This window comes from Streptomyces sp. BV286, from assembly GCF_019090165.1.
In the GTDB taxonomy this organism is placed as follows: Bacteria; Actinomycetota; Actinomycetes; order Streptomycetales; family Streptomycetaceae; genus Streptomyces.
The window spans coordinates 55,554-73,830 of record NZ_JAHRIB010000045.1 but is presented as its reverse complement, the minus strand read 5'-3'; the positions used below and the strand labels follow the sequence as shown (position 1 = coordinate 73,830).

Genomic DNA, 18,277 nt, shown 5'->3' with positions numbered 1-18,277 from the left:
AAACTCACCGCCCGCCATAGAAAACGCTTGCTCCGGCTGGTGCCGGGCAGGCGGCAGCCCCCCACACAGGAGAAGACGAGATGGGACGCAGAGCCGCACCTCACCTCCCTCGCTCGACCGCACGGGCCACCCTCCCGACCCGACAGACCCTCGGACGGCGGGCCGGTGTCGTCGCCGCGTGCGCCACCGCCCTGGTCACGGCGGCCGCCGTGCTCACCGCCCCGGCGAGCGCGGCCCCGGCACGGGCCGCGGCGGCGTGCGGCGAGGGCTCGTACCAGGCCGAGGCCACCCTGAGCGGCAGCACGTGGACCGCCCGGCGCGGCGGCAGTGTCGTCCACACGGGGACCGACATGCGGGCCGCGATGCAGGCGGCCGTCAACAGCCTCACAGCGGGGCGCACTTCCAAGGAACGGGTCGTCGTACGCGGATCGGGCGCCATCGGCGCCGGATCCAGGGTCTCCCTGCCGAGCTACACCGTGCTCGACGTGTGCGGCACCATCAACGTCACCGGTTCGGGCTCCGGTGACCAGGCGCCGGTCTACGCACGCGGCGCGCGGGACATCGAGGTCCAGCACCTGAACCTCACCGGAACCCCGCTGTACGGCATCTTCCTGCGCAACGTCACCAACGTGGTGCTCGGCCAGATCGACATGCGCCTGTCGCGCGGTCTCGGCGTGCGCATCGACAACCGCGGCGACACCAGCCAGTGGACCCGCAACGTCCGCATCGACAACGTGTACGTGTCCGGGGCGAGCAGCCACGCCGTGGAGACGTACGGAGTCGACGGCATCACCATCGGTACGGTCACCGCGCGCAACGTGGGCGAGTCCGGTCTGCTGCTGAACCAGACCGTCAACGCCACCGTCACGAAGGTGGACGCGGACGGGGCGGGCGCCGGAACCGGGTACGCGGCCTTCCGGATGGCCAACCGCAACGGCCGGATCGGCAGCGGTTACCCGACCAACGTGCGCGTCGGCGAGGTCGTCGCGCGCGGCGGCGGCCGGGGCGTCTTCTGCGTCTCGGAGAGCGGCGGCGCGACCATCGACCGGGTCACGATCTCGAACACCGGCAACAACGCGATCCTGATCGAGAACTGCTACAACGTGCATCTCGCCGCGCAGAGCGGAACGGTCACGGGCGGCGGCGAGATCCGGCTGGCCGCACGCTCGGAGTTCCCCAACAACTCCGACATCACCGTCCAGAACCTGCGGGTGACCGACTCCGCGATCAGAGAGAGCCCGTGCGGTGTCAACACGACGTTCCGCAACAACACCCTCGTCAACAGCACGCAGACCATCTGCTGACGAGAGCCGTTCGCGCGGCAGGTCAGTACGGCACGTCATTGCGGCAGCAGGCGCCTCAAGGGTGTCACGCGGCTGGTGGTGCGGCGGCGGCTGCGGGAGTGGGACCGGCGTGTGTCAGCGCCGGGGCTCGGGACCCCAGTAGGAGGAGCCCCCGCCGCGCCATTCGATCAGCGGCGACACCGCGACCTCGTTCTCGTCGAACTCCAGACCGGCGCGGCGCAGGAACTCGACGACGTCCGGGACGTTCATGGCGGTGCCGACCGCCTCGCCGTGGACGGTCACGCGCCGGCCTCCGTCGCCGCGCGGCGGATGCACGAGTACCACCGGGTGTTCCGACATGCCCTCACCTTCACCCGGCCCGCCGGAACGCGCATCCGGGCGGCGCACCGCGAGGCGCCGTCCCGACCGGCCCGCGACGCCCCGGTGGAGGCCCCGCGGAAACGCGACGTCGGCGTGTGCCTCGGTGGGAGGCGCACGCCGACGGGCTGTCCGGTACCTCGGCGGCTCAGTACTCGATCGCCGGAAGCAGGCCGGTGACGGGCGCGGCGAGGTCGGTGACCTGGTGCAGCTGCTCCAGCTGGTAGAGGCCGTTCAGCTGGTTGAGCTCGTCGATCCCCTCGGAGATCTTCGGGATCTTGTTCCGGTGCTCGGTGGGAAGGTCGCTCACGGCGAGCGAGTCGAGCTCGGCGATCGGGTTCAGTTTTCCCGTCTCGGGGACCGTGGCAGCGCCCGCGGACGGTACGGCCAGGCCCGTGACACCGATGGCGAGGCCAACGGCGGCGACAATACGTCGTGTTGAGATCATGTCTTCAGCAACGGCGACGGGCGGTCCACGGACACGGTCCCGCCCGGCTCCTCACCCGGGAGGCGCATCGGTCCGGCTGCGCTTGCCGCGGACCGCGTGCCGGAGGAGTCTCTAAGGAGAGGCCCTCAGCGGCCCGCTCCGCACCGGGCCGCGGCCTTCCCCCATGGTCCACTAGGAGGTCCATCATGGGCACCGCGGCAAGCCCCGGCTTCGACACCGAAGCGCTGCGCCGGGGCATCGAAGGCCAGGACGCGACGGCACTCCTGTCGCTGTACGCGGACGACGCGGAACTGCGCGTCGTCGACCGCAACACCCAGCCCAGCCACCCGATGGTCATGCACGGCCGCGAGCAGATCGGCAGGATGCTCGACGACGTCTACAGCCGCGACATGACGCACAAGATGGAGCAGTGCGTGGTCCAGGGTGATCACGTCGCCTTCCAGGAATCCTGTCTGTATCCCGACGGCGTCAGAGTGCTCGCCAACTCGATGATGTCGCTCCGCGACGGCAAGATCGTCGACCAGACCGTGCTGCAGGCGTGGGACGCCGAGGAGTAGGGAGAGGAGCGAAGAGGGAGTAGGCGGAGGGAGCGGTGTTCCGCGCCGACAGGACGGACGACATGATCACCAGGGGCGGCGGTCGTCGCCCCTGGGGGCAGGCCCGCCGCAACCGAGTTGGCTACGCCCGGCACCGACCGAGGCGGAACCCTGCCGATCCCGTAGCCGCCGCGCCATACTGGCCGTCGTGCGAATAGCGATCATGACGGCGGGTTCGCGGGGCGACGCCGCTCCCTACACGGGGCTCGGCCACGGGCTGGCGCGCGGCGGGCACGAGGTCACGGTGGTGACGCACGCGTGCTTCGAGCCCCTGGTGGCGGCCGCGGGAGTGGGATTCCATCCGTTGCCGCTGGATCCGCGGGCGGAACTGGAGTCCGCACGCGGGCGCGCGCTGCACCGCAGTGCCACCGGCGTCGGCAAGATGGCCCGGATGGTCGGGATGACCCGGTCGCTGGTGGGGCGGATGGCGGACGACCTGGTGGCCGCCGCCGGGTCGGCCGACGTGCTGCTGCTGTCGAGTTCGCTGAGTCCGCTCGGCCACACCATCGCTGAGGGGTACGAACTGCCGAGCATGGGCGTCTTCCTCCAACCTCTGGCTCCCACGGGCGAGTTCGCGCCGCCCGTGATCGGTACCCGGTCGCTGGGAGCGGCCGGCAACCGGCTCGCGGGCCGTGCGGTCAACGCGGCCGTGGACCGGATCTTCGCCGACACCACACGGGCGCTGCGTGCCCGGCTCGGTCTTCCGCCCGTCGGCTCGCGCGCTTCCCGCCGCGCCCGCGAGCGGCGCGACTGGCAGGTCCACCACGGTTTCAGCCCCCTGGTGGTGCCCCGCCCGGGCGACTGGCGGCCAGGTCTCGGCGTCGCCGGCTACTGGTGGCCCTACGACGTCGCGCCCCGGCTCCCCGACGCGCTGGAGGACTTTCTGGACGCCGGGCCCGCACCGGTCTTCTTCGGACTGGGCAGCGCCACCGTGCCCGATGCCGAGCGGCTGGGCGAAGAGGTCGTACGGGCCCTGCGTGCGGCCGGACTGCGCGGTGTGGTGCAGCGGGGCTGGGCCGGGCTCAGCGCCGACGGCGACGGCGAGGACATGTTCACCGTCGACGAGGTGCCGCACTCGGCGCTCTTCCCCCGGATGGCCGCGGTGGTCCATCACGCGGGCGCGGGCACGACCGCGGCGGCGCTGCGTGCCGGGGTGCCGGCCGTGCCCGTGCCGATCCAGTTCGACGAGGCGTTCTGGGCCGCGCGGCTCGTCTCGCTGGGGGTGGCCCCGACGGCGGTTCCGCTGCGTGGACTCACCGCCGGCTCGCTCGGTGCGGCCGTGACGAGCGCTGTGGCCGAGCCCGCCTACGCGCGGCGCGCGCAGGAGCTGGCGGGCCGGATCCAGGACGAGGACGGGGTGGGTCCCGTCCTCACCGCCGTGGACCGGCTGGCCGGAGGCTGAGCCCGCGAGCCCGCGGCGGATTCGCCCCGGAGGGGCGCGGGGAACTGCGCGACCGGCCCCCACCGGCAGACGGCCGACACCGCACCCGCACCCGCACCCGGAGATACGCGTCATGCCTCATGCCTCAGGCCTCAGGCCTCAGGCCTCAGGCCTCAGGCCTCAGGCAACGGTGATGTGCACCGTCATCTCGTCGGCGCCCGGGGTTCCGACGGTCTCGATGGTCACCCCTGTCCAGGTGCCGTCCGGCAGGTCGAGTGCCGGATCCGTGTCCTCGCCGACCGTGTTCCTGTCCCGGCAGGGGTACAGGTCGTCGCTGTCGCCCCGGTTGCCCCGGCCGAACATCCGCGAGAGGTCTCCCTGTCCGTCGGCCTGGAGGAGTTCGATGGCGAGGTTCTGCTCGTCGTTCACGTTGTCGATCGACTCGTCGACGACGTACACGGCGATCCCCTCGTCGGGCAGGAAGGCGTCCTGTCCGCGTCGGCGGCGGTACTCGACAAGGATGTACTGGTCGTCGGTCATGGTGGCGGGGTTGTGGACGAACACCGCCTCGCCGTCCTCGGCGGCGGGCCGCAGCCTGATGTCCCGGGTGGTCTTGTTCACCACCTGCGGCTCGGTCCAGCCGTGGAACATCCGCAGCATGGCCGTCGGGAACACCGGGGTCAGACCGCCGTTGCCCCACGAACCCCCCGCCATCAGGCAGTAGCTGCCCAGCCCCGCCGACCGGGTCAGCTGCTGCTGACCGGTGTCGTAGTAGTCGGCCCAGCGCGCCGCGAGGTGGCCCCATTCGTGGGCACAGACGCCTACGGCGCAGTCCTCGGGCACGGTCAGGAAGGTGCGGACGGACAGGCCCGGTGCCACCTCGACGCCGCCCGGGATCGTCCACTTGAGGCTCCACAGGTCGCCGCGCTGGGTCGTCTGCTCGGCGCCGCGTCCCGCGTGGATGACGAACAGGGCGGTGACGGCGCCCTCGTCGAGTGCGTCGAAGGAGGTGAAGTCGACTCCGGCGTCCCGGGCCGCGAGGACGGCGTCCCGCGCCAGGCCCTGGGTGTTGCGCGGGAAGTTGGAGTTCATGCCCGAGTTGTCGTCGGCGTAGAAGGACAGCGGCTCCGGCATCCGGAACCAGCCGTGCACAGCCCCCTGGATGTCGATCCCGGTGCCCGGCGACGTGTCGAAGGCACTGGCCTTGCGGTAGAAGGAGCGCATGCTGCCGCTCGGGAACTCGTCGAGGCCGAAGAGCATGCTGTCGTAGTGGCCGGGGCCGTGGTCGGCCTCGTGCGGCCGGTCGGGGAAGTCGACGAGCAGCACCAGCGTCCGCACGGTTCCCCGGAGCCGGGTCGCGGGGCGGGTCATCAGCTGCTTGTCGGTGCTGGGGCCCGGGTCGAGCGCGCCGTCGTCGAGACCGACGAGGTTCTCGCCCCTGCGGCCCGCGCGCCACACGGTGTAGTACTCCTCGAACGTCGTGCTCTTCGGCAGTCGGCGGCCCTTGACCAGTTCGAGATAGCGGGCGTAGAGCTGCGCGAGGGCCTGCGGCGACAGCGGTACCGGGCAGGCGTCGGCGCAGTGGTGTGCGGGTCGTACGGGGCTGAGCGTGTGGCGCATCAGGCACCCCCTTCAGGGGACGAACCCCTTTTGCCGGACACGAAGGATCCAGAGGAACCAGGCCGTGCGAAGGCCGTACGCCTTCTCCTGGCCGAGGGTGAGACTACTGTCAACACGCCTCCGTGGAAGGGAACTTGGGCGCACGGAAACGGAACAAGACGGTCCCCCGCCCAGCTCTGTTCCGGAGCATTGCGGTCCCCTGGCACGACCACGATCCGGAACATGGCGGTCCCCCGGGCACCACCCGGCTCCGAAGCGCGGTGCTCCCCCGGCACGACCCCGATCCGGGGCACGGTGGCCCCCTGCCCTACCCGGTCCCCGAGCTCGCAGGCCCCTCGGCCGGTTCGGTGCCGACCTGGATCTACCCGTCCTGCGGTCGCCAGCCCGCCGGGCGCAGTATGCCCAGGAGCAGGCCCACGAGTTCGTCCACGACCTCGTCGAGGGTCGCCTCGACCCACCCCGAACTCCAGTCGTGCAGCAGTCCGTTGACACTGCCGATGAACGCCGCCGCGGCGATCCGGTAGTCGCGCGGGACCGCCTCGCCGCGCTCGGCGGCGGCCGTGGCCTCGGCGCGGATGAAGTCGACCCAGCGGGAGCGGCGGGCCAGCCGTTGCTGTTCGAGCCGTGGGCTGACGCCGATGATCTCGACGAAGGTGATGCGCAGACGGCGCGGATCACCGGTGACATCGGCGGCGTAGGCGCGGAAGGCGGCGGTCGCGCGTTCCGCGATCGGCTGCCCGTCCGCCTCGGCGAGACCGGCCAGGGCCGCTTCCTCCGCCCAGTCGTTGACCTGGAGATGGAGGGCGGCCAGTACGTCTTCGAGGGTGCGGAACTCCTCGTAGAACTGACGGGTCGACAGGCCGGCGGCCACGCTCAGGGCGGACACGGTCGTGGCGCGGTAGCCGGGGGCGTCCCCGAAGAGCTGGAGCCCGGCTTCCAGGAATCTTCGGCGCCGCTCGGCCTGCCGCTCCTCGGCGGTCCTGCCGCCGTAGCGGCCCGTCGGCGCCCTGAGCCTGCCCGCCACTGAACCCCCCTCATCGCCCGACGGCCAATTTTGTCCTGTCCGAAGTCTTGTAGTGAGGGGCCCTCTCTCCTTACTTTCCAGTAAGTCCAATCTGAACGCGCACGTTTTCAGATTCTCCGCCTTGTCATGTTCCCCACACATAGGAGAGATCGGTCATGTCTGCCCTCAGAGCCCGGCACGCGTGGTCCATCGCCGCCGCCCTCGTCCTGACCGTCACCGCACCGGCCACCGCGACCGGCGCCTCCCCCGCCGCCGCGGATCTGCGGGAGGTGATGTTCGTCGGCAACAACTGGGACGGCACCGCCGATGTCATCAAGTCCAGCGGCGACTTCGCGAAGGTCGGCCGGATCAACGTCATCCCGGACAAGGACCAGCGGATGGCGGAGATCAACGCGGATCCGATCAGGTGGATCGCGTTCATGACCATCCGCAACAGCGTGGGCGAAGGCCACGACCAGTTCGTCGACGACATGTACTCCACACCCGACGGCACGTCGATGGTGGTCTCCCGTCCGAGCTTCGCCGACGTGGTATCCATCGACCTGGCCTCGGGCGACATCAACTGGCGCTACCCCGTGTCGGGCTTCCGCGCCGACCACATGGCGGTCTCCCCCGACGGCACCCGGGTCGCCGTCTCGGCCTCCACCTCCAACACGGTGCACGTGCTGGACATCAACACCGGCAAGCAGGCCGGCTCGTTCGCCACCGGCGCCAAGCCGCACGAGAACATCTTCACCAAGGACGGCAAGCAGATCTGGAACATGGCGATCGGCGAGGTCAACACCGCGAGCGACGCCCCGTGGCTGGACTGGACGAAGGGCGACCGGAAGATCACGGTCGTCGACGCGGCCACGTTCAAGCAGATCAAGGTCATCGACATGCGGGAGCGGCTCGACGCGATCGGCCTGACCGACTACTCGGACGCGGTCCGCCCGGCGGCCTTCAGCCCGGACGAGTCGAAGCTGTACTTCCAGGTGTCGTTCTTCAACGGCTTCTTCGAGTACGACATCGCCACGGACCGGATCACCCGCACCAAGACGCTGCCGATGAACCCGGCGACCAGCACCGACCGCACCACCTGGGTCAACGACTCGCGTCACCACGGCATCTCGATGAAGCCCGACGGCACCAAGCTGTGCGTCGCGGGCACGATGGACGACTACGCCACGGTGGTCGACCGCGCCACCCTCCAGGAAGGCCCGCTCGTCACCGCCTCCAAGCCCTACTGGGCGACCGTCAGCGGTGACGGCAAGTCCTGCGTGGTGTCCGAGAGCGGCGCCGACCAGGTCACGGCGATCGACTTCGCCACCGGCAGGAAGACCGTGTCCGTGGCGGTCGGCGACCACCCCCAGCGGGTCCGCCTGGCCCACGTGCCCGCCAACTGGACGAGCCCGGCCGCCGACTGATCCGCTCCGGTCGGCCTTCTCACACGTGTTCCCCGCGCCCCAAAGGGACGCGGGGAACACGTGCGTTCAGCCACGACGGACCCGCGGACGGCACAACGCCCTTGACGGAGCCCTTAGTTGAACTCGGCCGCCGTCCACGAGGCCAGCTCCGTGCGCGCCGCGCTCAGCACGGCGGCGGACGGGGCTGTCGCGCCGTTGGTGACGAGCGCGTAGTGCAGGGTGCCCGAGTCGGCGGCGGTGAGCAGCAGTCGGCGGCTGCCGGTGCCACCCGGCTCGGCCGCGACGGCGATCGGCGTGGTGCGGGTGTAGGCCGGCGGACCGTACGTCGTCCCGAGGTCGGAGACCACCGTGGTCGACGCGTTCGGGAAGGACGCCGGCAGGTGCAGTTCCGTCGGCTCGGCGCTGCTGTCGGAGCGCCACACCTGCAGCGCGTACTGGCCGGACCCCACGAGCTGCCTGACGTTCGGCAGGGAACTCGGCACCTGGTTCCACGTCAGCGTCGTGGAACCGTCCCGCGAGCGGTCCTCGTAGGTGAACGCGAGCGAGCGGCCCGCGGTGGCGCTCGGATAGACGCGGTCCAGCATCCGCGCGTCCTGGCGCAGCACGGCCTTGCCGGAGTCGTCGAGACGCACGGCGGACAGGTCCTCGTCGTTCCAGGCGTCGCCCTCGGTCTCCACCTTCTCCGGGTTGTCGTTCATCAGCTCGTGATGGCGGCCGTTGTAGATGTCCCACTGCCACTGGGAGCCGGAGAGCACCGGCCCGGAACCCGCCGGGTCCGCCCACCAGTTCGCTCCCTTCACACGGGAGTCGAGCGCCTGGTACATCGCCTTGTAGACCGTCGGCGCCTTGTCGGAGACGTTGCCGGCGAGCGGGTGTCCGAACTCGCTGATGATCGCCGTCGTCCCCGCGGCTGCCGCCCGGTCGCGGACGGTGCCGAAGTCACCGACGTACTGGCCGTCCTCCGCCTTGCCCCACATGAAGACGCCGGAGATGGCCTTCTGGTCGTAGAAGTGGGTGTTGAAGACATAGCGCGACCCGAGCGTGCCCGCGTCCAGCAGTCCGCCCTCCTGCTTCTGGAAGTCGAGGTTGGCGTTCCAGAAGAGGTTCGGCTCGACGAAGGCCGGCTTGGCCTGCCAGCCCGCCGCGTCCATCCGGGCGCGGAACTTCACGTAGAACGGCCACAGGACGTCCTTCTCCCACGCCCGGCTGGTCTGGCCCGAGTCGTAGGTGCCCGCGTGCGGTTCGTTCCACGGGTCGAAGCCGACGACGCCCGCGAACTGGGCGGCGGTGAGGTTCTGCCGCACGTACGCCATCGTCTTCTGGGCGGTGTCGAGGAAGGATTCCTGGAGGCCGTACTTGTTGTGCCAGAAGTCGTGCGTCGCCTGTGTCACGGCCGCGTTCGAGGTGATGTTCTGGCCCCAGAACGGGCAGATGCCGCAGTACTCGTCCGGGTAGTTGCCGAGGTCGACCGCCCACTTGGGGGCGCCGTCGCCGGTGTACCAGCTGTCCGGGTCGAACAGCCAGCGGGAGTAGAGGTCCTGGTGGAAGTCGGGGTACACGCGGATTCCCGCGTCCAGGAACGCGCGCATCTGGTCGGTCGCCGCGGCGAGGTAGGCCGGGTCCACCTGGCCGCGGACGGGCTCCGCGTACGCCCAGGAGAGCAGGAAGCGGACCGAGTTGCCGCCGCCGAGCGCCCTCAGTGCGTTCGCGGACTTCCTGGCGTCCGCGACCGAGGCGAAGGGAAGGCCGTTGTTCTCCTTGAGTTTCGTCTCGCCGGAGACGTTGTAGCCGCGCAGGACGACCTCACGGCCGAGCCCGTCGGTGAAGCGGCCGTTCTGGACCGTGAGGCTCGCCGCGGCGGCGGGGTCGAACCACAGGTCGTCGGGGAGGGCGGCGGCGGGCTGAGCACCGGTGGTGCCCAGGAGGCCGGTGAGGAGCACGAGGACGCCGAGCAGGGGCGCACGCAACTTCGACATGTGCACAACAGTCCCGTGCGTGTCTTTGAGCCGTCAATACTCCTGACTTGAGAGTAAGTCACCTTTTCCGGAATGACGTTGTCGTGTTCACCCGCCGACGCGGCGCGTCACGTTGAGTAGGTATTCCTTGCGGTTGAGCGGGTTGTGATCGGTGCGCGGCCGCTCGGGGACCGGACCGCGGCCGACCGGGGCGTAGTGGTCGAAGGCCGCCTCCAACGTGCCTTCACCACTGGTCGGTCCGGGCAGTCGCTGCTCCAGCCCGTGCACCCGGGCCGCGGGGATCGTGCCCTCCAGTTCGCACGACGTACCGCGTGTCCGCGTCGTCCGGGGCACCGCCCGCAGCCCGGCCAGGAGCGGGAGGAGCGCGCCCAGCGTGTCCGCCGGGGCGTCGATGCGGAACCGGTGCATCGGCTCGTGCACCTGGGTGCCCGCGCGTCGCAGCGCCTCCATCAGGACGAGCGGGGTGAGGCCGCGGAAGTCCGCGCCGGTGCTCGACATGCTCTTGTCGAAGCCCTGGTGCGCGTGGCTCTGCCGGGGCGAGTAGCCGGAGTGCGTCATCGTGACCGTGCAGTCGTCGACCCGCCAGCCGTGGATCCCCTGGTCCAGCGCCTCCTTCACGGTGTCTTCGACGGCCTTGTAGAAGGCGTACGGCATGGCTCCGAGCTCGACCTCCAGCCGGAACGCCACGCCCGAACCGGGCGGCGCCGGGTCGACGCGCAGCCCGACCGTGGCGAGGAACGGGTTGGCGTCCTTGCCGTTGAACTCGACCGCCTCGCCGCTGCCCACGAGCCGCTCGACGCAGATCGTCGTCGTCTCGCGGAATCCGACGTCGAGCCCGAACTCGTCGGCGAGGGTGGCCTGGACGACCTCCTTCTGCACCTCGCCGTAGAGCGACACGGAGATCTCCCGCCGTGTCCCGTCCTGCCGCAGGTTGATCAGCGGATCCTGCTCTGCGAGCTGGGTGAGAGCGGTGTGCAGGGCGCCCCTGTCGGCGGGCCTGCGCGGGACGACGACCGTCTCGAGCGTGGGCGGCGAGAAGTGGTGCCGCTCCGCCGGGTCCGCTCGCGAGAAGTCGTCGGCCTGCTCGCGCGGTACGCCGATCGTGTCGCCGATCCGGATGTCGCCGAGGCCCCAGAGCTTGCCGATCCGCCCGGCGGCCACGGATGTCTCCCGCGGGTCCGAGCCCCGCTCGAAGACACTGACCGCGGTGACCTTGCCCTCCCGGGCCGCGCCGTTCCCGCCGCTGCCCCCACTGCCGGCGCCGTCGCCGTCGCCGAACGTCAGCAGATCCCGGGTGCGTACCGTCCCCGAGAACATCCGCGCGTACGCGATCTTCTCCCCCGCCGGCCCCCGCTCCACCTTGAAGACGGTGCCGGACACCGGACCATCGGCGCGGCCGCCCGCGGCCGGCAGCAGGTCCCTGATGCCGGAGATCAGCGTGTCCACGCCCGCGCCCGTCACGGCCGAGCCGAAGAACACCGGGTGGACCAGTGCCCGCCCGGTCTGTTCGGCGAGCGCGGCACGGAGCCGGCCGTACGGGACCGTGCCGTCCTCGACGTACGAGGCGAGGAGTTCGTCGTCGTGCGCGGAGAGGACGTCGAGCAGGCCGGGGGTGAACCCCGTCGTGTGTGGGATCGCCCGGGCGTCACGCCCGCCGAGGCCGTCGACCAGGCCCATCGGCACGATCGCCTCGGTGAGCCGCTCTGAGACGCTCCGCAGCACGCGGTCCGTGTCGGCGCCACGACGGTCGATCTTGTTGACGAAGACCAGCGTCGGGATCCGCAGCCGCCGCAGTGTCCGCATCAGGACGCGGGTCTGCGCCTGGACGCCCTCCACGGCCGAGATCACGAGTACCGCGCCGTCCAGCACGCTCAGCACCCGCTCCACCTCGGCGATGAAGTCCGGGTGGCCGGGGGTGTCGATCAGATTGACCGTGACGTCGTCGATCTCGAAGGAGACGACGGCGGACTTGATGGTGATGCCGCGCTGTCGCTCCAGCGCGAGGGAGTCGGTCTGCGTGCTGCCGTCGTCGACGCTGCCGATCTCGTCGATGATCCCGGCGGTGTGCAGCAGCCGCTCGGTCAGGCTCGTCTTACCGGCGTCTACGTGCGCCAGAATTCCCAGGTTCAGTGTGTGCACCGCGTGCCATGTCCTTTGAAATGAGGGGGATTCCTTCCTGGACGGACATGAACGCTTCGCGCATTGCTGCTCCTTGGATCGGTCGGCCGAGCCCTGTGGTGATCCCTTTCAGTCCAGCAGGCAGCGGTGCCGACGGCAATGGATTAACGCTCAACCAATGCCGCCGCGGGCGGCGACCGTACCGGAGCAGCGTGGCGGACGTACCGGAGCGACGCGCGGTGGCCGTCGTGCCGTCGGACGGCTGGGAGCGTGGCGATCCGAAACCGCTCGCGGCCCGGATGCGACGCTTGCACCGGCCGGCACACCGGGAATTCCGGGCCCATCCGCGCAAGAGCCGGCCCGGCTACGCACACAGAACGGCCGTGCCGGAACGTCCGGCGGCTGTGACGGTGAAAGGAGCGGACGATGCGTGAGATCCTCCCGGCGCTCGGCCGGTGGTACGCGCAGGACGCCCCCTTCGGACTCGCCACGGTCGTCGCCGTCAGCCGGAGCGCGCCACGCGATCCAGGCGCCGCCATGGCCGTCGGCCCGGGGGACGAGGTCGTGGGCAGTGTGTCCGGCGGCTGCGTCGAGGGCGAGGTCTTCGAGCTGGCCCGGGAGGTGGTCGCCTCGGGCGGGGCCCGGCTGGAGACGTTCGGGTACAGCGACGAGGACGCGTTCGCCGTCGGCCTCACCTGCGGAGGCGAGATCACCCTCCTCGTGCGGCCCGTCACGGCCGCCCTCGACCCGTCGTTCGGGGCGGTCGCCCAGTCGGTGGCCGCGGGCCGCCCGGTGACCGTCGCGACCGTGATCGACGGTCCCGCGCCGCGCGGCGCGACGCTCGCCGTCTGGGCGGACGAGGTGTCCGGCACGCTCGGCACGTCCGGCCTGGACGTGGCCGTGACCGCCGACGCGCGGGGCGAACTGGCCCTGGGCGCCACGGGGCAGCGGCACTACGGCCCGCGCGGCGAGCGGCGCGAGGACGCGGTGACGGTCTTCCTGCACTCCTTCGCTCCCCCACCGCGCATGCTGATCTTCGGGGCGATCGACTACGCGGCGGCGGTGGCCCGCATCGGCGTGTTCCTCGGCTACCGGGTCACCGTGTGCGACGCCCGTCCCGTCTTCGCCACACCGAAGCGCTTCCCGGCGGGCGTGGAGGTCGTCGTGGAGTGGCCGCACCGATTCCTCCAGGGAGCGGAGACCGACGAACGCACGGTGATCTGTGTCCTCACCCACGATCCCAAGTTCGACGTGCCTCTCCTGGAGGAGGCGCTGCGCCGCCCGGCCGCGTACATCGGGGCGATGGGCAGCCGGCGTACGCACGACGACCGGATGCGGCGGCTGCGGGACGGCGGCCTGGGCGAGGGCGAACTGGCCAGGCTGCGCTCGCCGGTCGGCCTCGATCTCGGGGCGCGTACGCCGGAGGAGGTCGCCGTGTCCGTGGCCGCCGAGATCGTCGCGCTGCGCTGGGGAGGCAGTGGCTCGCCGCTGACGGCGACGGCCGGGGAGATCCATCCCCGGCAGCGATGACGAGGTAGGACAGACGGCGGTGTCGGTCCGCCCGGGCCCGCAGGTGACCGGGCGGACCGCCCGGTTCGGGCGCGGGATGCTGCCCGAGATGGGCGACACACGGGCCGACCGGTTCGCGGACCGCTGCCGGAGTGGCTCCGGCAGCGGTCGGAGCCCCCGAGACCGGTACGGCGGTGGCCGCTCCGCCGCCCGCCGAACCGATCGGCCCCGTACAGACGGTGTGGCCGTCGGCCGGCAGACGTACGGGGCCGCGGCGATGGTGGACGCCGTGGCCGCGGAGGTGGCGGACTCCGAGGCGCCGGTGGCAGACACCGAGGCGGCACCGGTCGTCCTGCGGCTCGCGGAGGTGGCGGACATCGTGGCAGCGCCGGTGGCGGACGCCGTGGCCGCGCCGGTCGTCCTGCGGCTCGGGGGGCGCCGTGTCAGGTCTCGTCGCGGAAGTCGGCGATGATCGCTTCGAGGTGACGCAGGGCCGTGGTCACGCGGTCCGGGTCCTGCTGGAAGAAGGGATCGTCGGGCACGGGCAGCGACCCGGCGAGCCCCCAGCCGCGGCCACGTGCCCATGCCGCGTCGTCGACCTCCAGGGCTTCCCGAAAGGCGGGACGCGCCTCGTCGGGCAGGAATTTCCAGGCGGGCAGCAGGTCCACCGCGGGGTCCCCGGCACCCAGCGTGCCGAAGTCGATGACGGCGCTGAGCTGCCCGTCCACCGACAGCAGGTTCCCGGTCGCGAGGTCGCCGTGGAACCAGACCGGCGGCCCGTCCCAGGCGGGTGCCGCGAGCGCCGCCTCCCACACGGCCGTGACCGCGTCGGTGTCGGCCATGCCCCGCAGCTTGGCGATCTTGGGCCGGACCACGGCGTCCGCCGCCAGTGAGTCGCGTTCGTCGCCCATGGGTACACCACGGAAGGCGTTGCTCCGCCGCGGGCCGGGCCCGCCCGTGGCGTCGATCTCCCGCAGAGCCCTGACGAACTCGGCCAGTTGACCGGCCGCCCGCACCGGATCGGCGAGACTCCCGGTGGTCGCCGTCTCACCCTCCAGCCAGCGGTACACCGACCAGGGGAACGGGTATCCCTCGCCGGGCTCCCCCACCGCGAGCGGCTCGGAGACCGTCAGCGGCAGGTGCGGGGCGAGATACGGCAGCCAGCGTTGCTCCCGCTCCACCTGTCCGGCCCAGCGGGCGTAGCGGGGCAACCGCACGGACAGCACGTTGCCCAGCCGGAACGTCGCGTTGTCCATCCCGGGCCGCGGAACCGGCGAGATCGGCAACTCCGCCCACCGGGGGAACTGGGCGGCGAGCAGACGGCGGACGAGACCGGCGTCGATGGTCACGCCGTCGTGCCCCTCGTCGTCGGCGAACGCGTCGTCGTGGGCGTGCGGGGCACCGGATGACAAGGCTCAACTCCTGGGGGCGGGCCGGGATTCGACTCCCTCATCCCATCCGCCCGGCCGTCGGCCGTCCACCGAATTTACGCGGGCCGCCCGGCGGAGCGACCACGCGGAGCGCGCGGCGGCAGACTATGCAGCCGGACGTCGCCCAGCCCGCCGTCCCGCACGGTCGCGGTCATGTAGGTGCAGTGCGGTTGACGTCGGCGGTCGGTGGGCGAGCCCGGGTTGAGGAGGCGCAGACCGGTGGCGGTGGTGGTGTCCCAGGGGATGTGGCTGTGGCCGAAGACCAGCACGTCGAGGTCGGGAAAGCGGGCGGCGCACCGCTGTTCACGGCCCTGGGCGGCGCCGGTCTCGTGGACGACCCCGAGGCGCAGGCCGTCGAGTTCGGCGTGGGAGATCTCGGGGAGGCGGGCCCTGAGACCGGGCCCGTCGTTGTTGCCGTACACGCCGATGAGCCGGTGCGAGCGGCTCTCCAGGAGGTCGAGGGTCGCGGTGTCCACCCAGTCACCGGCGTGGATCACGACGTCGGCTCGCGGGAGTTCGGCGAGGAGCGGTCCGGGGAGTTCCCTGGCCCGCTTGGGGAGGTGGGTGTCGGCGATCAGCAGGAGGCGCATACGGATCAGTCTCCTGCGGGGCCGGTCAGGGGGAGCTCGGCCCACACCTGTTTGCCGCCGCTGACCGGGACCGTTCCCCAGGTGGCGGAGAGTGCCTCGACGAGGAGGATGCCGCGGCCGCCGGTGGCCTCCCAGCCGATACTGGTCGGTTTGATGGGTGTACGCGGCGAGACGTCGGCGACCGCGACCCGCAGCCGGTTGTTGATGAGGGTCAGGTCCAGCCGGACCTGCCCGTCGGTGTGGACGAGGGCGTTGGTGACCAGTTCGGAGACGACCAGCAGGACGGCGTCCGCGTCCTCGGCCGCGCCCCAGACGCGCAGGATGCGCCTGGTGAAGCGCCGGGCGTGCCGGACGGCCTCGGGTACGCGCCACACCGTCCAGCTCTCGCGCAGGGGCCTCAGGTCCAGGCCGTCGTAGCGCATGAGGAGCAGGGCCACGTCGTCGCTGCGGTTGGCGCCCGCGAGCAGGGCGTCCGCCACCGGTCCCAGGTGGGCGGTGTCCGCGGCGGCCAGTTGGTCGGACAGCCGGCGCAGGCCGTCCTCCAGGTCCAGCTCGGCGGACTCGACCAGGCCGTCCGTGGTGAGGGCCACCACCGTGCCGGGCTGGAGCGGCAGCGGGCTCATGGGGAAGTCGGCCTGCGTGATGACGCCGAGCGGCGGCCCGCCCTCGGTGACGACGATCTCGGTCGTGCCGTCCGGGTGGCGCAGGACGGGCGGCAGGTGTCCGGCGCGCACACACCAGGCGGAACCTTCCGCCAGATCGACGTCGACGTAGCAGCAGGTGGCGAAGAGGTCGGTCTCCATTCCCATGAGCAGCCGGTTGGCGTGCGAGACGACCACGTCCGGGGGGTGGCCCTCGACGGCGTACGCGCGCAGGGCGGTGCGCATCTGGCCCATGATGGTGGCGGCCTGGGCGTTGTGCCCCTGGACGTCGCCGATGACGAGGGCGACGTGGTTGTCGGGAAGCGGGATCACGTCGTACCAGTCGCCGCCGACCTCCAGGCCCGCCGTGGTGGGCAGATACCGGGCCACGGCCTCCGCGCCCGGCAGGGGCGGCAGCCGGCGGGGCAGAAGGGTGCGCTGCAGCATCCCGACGAGTTCGTGCTCGGCGTCGAAGGCGTGGGCACGCATCAGGGCCTGGCCCGCCAGGCCCGCCGAGGCGGTGAGCAGGGCGCGCTCGTCGGGGCCGAAGTCGTGGGGGGTGTCCCAGCCGATGAGGCAGGCACCGGCCATGCGGCCGCCGGCCGGCAGGGGCAGCACGGCGAGTCCGCCGGGGCCGACGTCGGCGAGTGCGGGTTCCAGCGGTGTCCCGGCGGGCCAGATCGCCGCCCGTCCCTCGCGCAGGGCGGCGGCCAGGGTCGGCATGGTGCGTACGGGGGCGTCGGGCCACTCCGAGCGCCACTCGGTGCGCCACACCTCGGGCCAGGCCTCCGGTTCCGGCGGGTCCAGGACGGTGACGACGAGCCGGTCGCCCTCCAGCTCGGCGAGGGCGATGCGGTCGGCCTTCAGGGGCCGGCGCAGGGCGGTGACGACGGCCTGGCCGACGTCACGGACGGTGCCCGCCGTGGCGAGGGCGGCCGCCAGGCGCTGGACGCGGGCGACCTCGTTGCCGCCGGAGCGCAGCTTGGAGGCGTCGGCGACGGTGCCGACCAGCCGGGACGGGCGTCCGTCGGTGGCGGGCAGCAGCCGGGCGCGCAGCCGGAGCCACTTCTGCTCGCCGGAGGGCTGGAGGATGCGGAACTCCAGGTCCCGCTCGCCGACGAAGACGTGGTCGGCCTCCACCACGGACATCAGCGTGGGCAGGTCCTCCGGCACGGTCATGCTCAGCAGGGTCTCGACCTTGCCGTCGAACTCGTCGCGGGTGAGTCCGAAGAGCTCCAGCATCTCGTCGTCGACCTCGACACGCCCGGAGTCCATGGCCAGGCTGAACGAGCTGCTGGGCAGCTCCTCGAAGTCGCCGGTGCTGGACGAGGGCGGGAAGGAGACTGCCTCGGCGAGCATCTCCAGGCACCTGCGGTCCTCCGGGTCGAAGCCGCCCCGGCCCTCGCTCACGGCGACCAGACAGCCGCCGCCGCGCGCGTCGGGCGGCAGCGGCAGGGCGGCCAGCCAGACGTCCCCCGCCGCCGCGTGCCGGGCACCGGGGTCCACCGCGAGCTCCTCGGGGCTGAGCCACAGGGGCCGTCCCAGGCGGTAGGCGTCTGCCGCGGGCGAGCCCCCCGAGAGCGGGTAGCTGTCGCGTACGCCGTACAGGGCGCGGGGCACGCCCGCGGACTCGATCAGGCACAGCTGGTCACCGCGGTCCCCCGGCGCGTACACGAGGGTGAGCGTCGCACCGCCGAAGACGAGTGCCTGTTCGAGCACGCTCCGCAACCGTTCGGGTGAGCCGAGGTCCGCGTGCAGCGACTTGAGGGCAAGTTCGGCACGCAGCGTTCTCGTTCTGCGTCCCGCCGCGCCCTCACTGACCACGTCCGTATTACAGCGCTTCCAGGAGCCCGGCGCAGCCCCTGTGACCGTTCCGA

Annotated in this window: 15 protein-coding genes; 6 read left to right on the top strand and 9 right to left on the bottom strand. The window is 71.7% G+C overall.

Going from position 1 to position 18,277, the window contains the following annotated elements:
- Nucleotides 1-80 precede the first annotated feature (80 nt).
- The gene (locus tag KUF83_RS06215; protein ID WP_254643445.1) at nt 81-1,304 is read left to right on the top strand and encodes a hypothetical protein; all 1,224 of its coding nucleotides are present in this window, start codon (nt 81-83) and stop codon (nt 1,302-1,304) included.
- A gap of 114 nt (nt 1,305-1,418) precedes the next feature.
- Here KUF83_RS06215 and KUF83_RS06210 read toward each other — a convergent pair whose 3' ends face one another.
- Together KUF83_RS06210 and KUF83_RS06205 are read right to left on the bottom strand one after the other, a co-directional pair.
- A complete protein-coding gene (locus KUF83_RS06210) occupies nt 1,419-1,643 on the bottom strand; it encodes a hypothetical protein (protein ID WP_217453535.1) in 225 nt (74 codons plus the stop codon).
- A 166-nt stretch (nt 1,644-1,809) separates the two neighbouring features.
- Nucleotides 1,810-2,109, bottom strand: a complete 300-nt coding sequence (locus KUF83_RS06205) for a hypothetical protein (protein ID WP_217453534.1) — start codon at nt 2,107-2,109, stop codon at nt 1,810-1,812.
- A 185-nt stretch (nt 2,110-2,294) separates the two neighbouring features.
- Here KUF83_RS06205 and KUF83_RS06200 point away from each other — a divergent pair, with 185 nt between their 5' ends.
- Both KUF83_RS06200 and KUF83_RS06195 read left to right on the top strand, forming a co-directional pair.
- Nucleotides 2,295-2,666, top strand: a complete 372-nt coding sequence (locus tag KUF83_RS06200) for a nuclear transport factor 2 family protein (RefSeq protein WP_217453533.1) — start codon at nt 2,295-2,297, stop codon at nt 2,664-2,666.
- 202 nt (nt 2,667-2,868) lie between these two features.
- On the top strand, nt 2,869-4,107 hold the full coding sequence (locus KUF83_RS06195; RefSeq protein WP_217453552.1) for a glycosyltransferase: 1,239 nt from the start codon (nt 2,869-2,871) through the stop codon (nt 4,105-4,107).
- A gap of 159 nt (nt 4,108-4,266) precedes the next feature.
- Here KUF83_RS06195 and KUF83_RS06190 read toward each other — a convergent pair whose 3' ends face one another.
- Entirely contained in the window at nt 4,267-5,706 is a 1,440-nt protein-coding gene (locus tag KUF83_RS06190; protein ID WP_217453532.1) for a M6 family metalloprotease domain-containing protein, read from the bottom strand.
- A 361-nt stretch (nt 5,707-6,067) separates the two neighbouring features.
- Entirely contained in the window at nt 6,068-6,730 is a 663-nt protein-coding gene (locus tag KUF83_RS06185; RefSeq protein ID WP_217453531.1) for a TetR/AcrR family transcriptional regulator, read from the bottom strand.
- Between the two features lie 155 nt (nt 6,731-6,885).
- On the opposite strand from KUF83_RS06185, the gene KUF83_RS06180 reads away from it, so the two are divergent.
- Nucleotides 6,886-8,136, top strand: a complete 1,251-nt coding sequence (locus KUF83_RS06180; RefSeq protein ID WP_217453530.1) for a YncE family protein — start codon at nt 6,886-6,888, stop codon at nt 8,134-8,136.
- A 113-nt stretch (nt 8,137-8,249) separates the two neighbouring features.
- Here KUF83_RS06180 and KUF83_RS06175 read toward each other — a convergent pair whose 3' ends face one another.
- Both KUF83_RS06175 and KUF83_RS06170 read right to left on the bottom strand, forming a co-directional pair.
- On the bottom strand, nt 8,250-10,112 hold the full coding sequence (locus KUF83_RS06175) for a cellulase family glycosylhydrolase (protein ID WP_217453529.1): 1,863 nt from the start codon (nt 10,110-10,112) through the stop codon (nt 8,250-8,252).
- An 87-nt stretch (nt 10,113-10,199) separates the two neighbouring features.
- On the bottom strand, nt 10,200-12,251 hold the full coding sequence (locus KUF83_RS06170) for a translation factor GTPase family protein (protein WP_217453528.1): 2,052 nt from the start codon (nt 12,249-12,251) through the stop codon (nt 10,200-10,202).
- Between the two features lie 405 nt (nt 12,252-12,656).
- Here KUF83_RS06170 and KUF83_RS06160 point away from each other — a divergent pair, with 405 nt between their 5' ends.
- Nucleotides 12,657-13,760 carry an XdhC/CoxI family protein gene (locus KUF83_RS06160; protein WP_217453526.1) on the top strand — a complete coding sequence of 368 codons (1,104 nt, stop codon included), beginning with the start codon at nt 12,657-12,659 and terminating at the stop codon, nt 13,758-13,760.
- A gap of 19 nt (nt 13,761-13,779) precedes the next feature.
- Nucleotides 13,780-14,211 (top strand): hypothetical protein, encoded by a 432-nt coding sequence (locus tag KUF83_RS06155; protein WP_217453525.1) that lies wholly within the window; start codon nt 13,780-13,782, stop codon nt 14,209-14,211.
- Here the strand turns inward: KUF83_RS06155 and KUF83_RS06150 are convergent.
- The 3 genes from KUF83_RS06150 to KUF83_RS06140 form a co-directional block, all read right to left on the bottom strand.
- Nucleotides 14,183-15,151, bottom strand: coding sequence for an aminoglycoside phosphotransferase family protein (locus KUF83_RS06150; protein ID WP_254643444.1), 969 nt, complete (start codon nt 15,149-15,151; stop codon nt 14,183-14,185). The genes KUF83_RS06155 and KUF83_RS06150 overlap by 29 nt on opposite strands.
- 74 nt (nt 15,152-15,225) lie before the next feature.
- Nucleotides 15,226-15,759 carry a metallophosphoesterase gene (locus KUF83_RS06145; protein WP_217453524.1) on the bottom strand — a complete coding sequence of 178 codons (534 nt, stop codon included), beginning with the start codon at nt 15,757-15,759 and terminating at the stop codon, nt 15,226-15,228.
- Nucleotides 15,760-15,764: 5 nt separating this feature from the next.
- The gene (locus tag KUF83_RS06140) at nt 15,765-18,224 is read right to left on the bottom strand and encodes a SpoIIE family protein phosphatase (protein WP_217453523.1); all 2,460 of its coding nucleotides are present in this window, start codon (nt 18,222-18,224) and stop codon (nt 15,765-15,767) included.
- Between the last annotated feature and the right edge of the window lie 53 nt (nt 18,225-18,277).

Coding starts and splice junctions, on each gene's coding strand:
- KUF83_RS06160 (WP_217453526.1), top strand. CDS start 12,657: ATGCGTGAGATCCTCCCGGCGCTCGGCCGGTGGTACGCGCAGGACGCC.
- KUF83_RS06180 (WP_217453530.1), top strand. CDS start 6,886: ATGTCTGCCCTCAGAGCCCGGCACGCGTGGTCCATCGCCGCCGCCCTC.
- KUF83_RS06215 (WP_254643445.1), top strand. CDS start 81: ATGGGACGCAGAGCCGCACCTCACCTCCCTCGCTCGACCGCACGGGCC.
- KUF83_RS06175 (WP_217453529.1), bottom strand. CDS start 10,112: ATGTCGAAGTTGCGTGCGCCCCTGCTCGGCGTCCTCGTGCTCCTCACC.
- KUF83_RS06210 (WP_217453535.1), bottom strand. CDS start 1,643: ATGTCGGAACACCCGGTGGTACTCGTGCATCCGCCGCGCGGCGACGGA.
- KUF83_RS06145 (WP_217453524.1), bottom strand. CDS start 15,759: ATGCGCCTCCTGCTGATCGCCGACACCCACCTCCCCAAGCGGGCCAGG.
- KUF83_RS06195 (WP_217453552.1), top strand. CDS start 2,869: ATGACGGCGGGTTCGCGGGGCGACGCCGCTCCCTACACGGGGCTCGGC.
- KUF83_RS06200 (WP_217453533.1), top strand. CDS start 2,295: ATGGGCACCGCGGCAAGCCCCGGCTTCGACACCGAAGCGCTGCGCCGG.
- KUF83_RS06190 (WP_217453532.1), bottom strand. CDS start 5,706: ATGCGCCACACGCTCAGCCCCGTACGACCCGCACACCACTGCGCCGAC.
- KUF83_RS06205 (WP_217453534.1), bottom strand. CDS start 2,109: ATGATCTCAACACGACGTATTGTCGCCGCCGTTGGCCTCGCCATCGGT.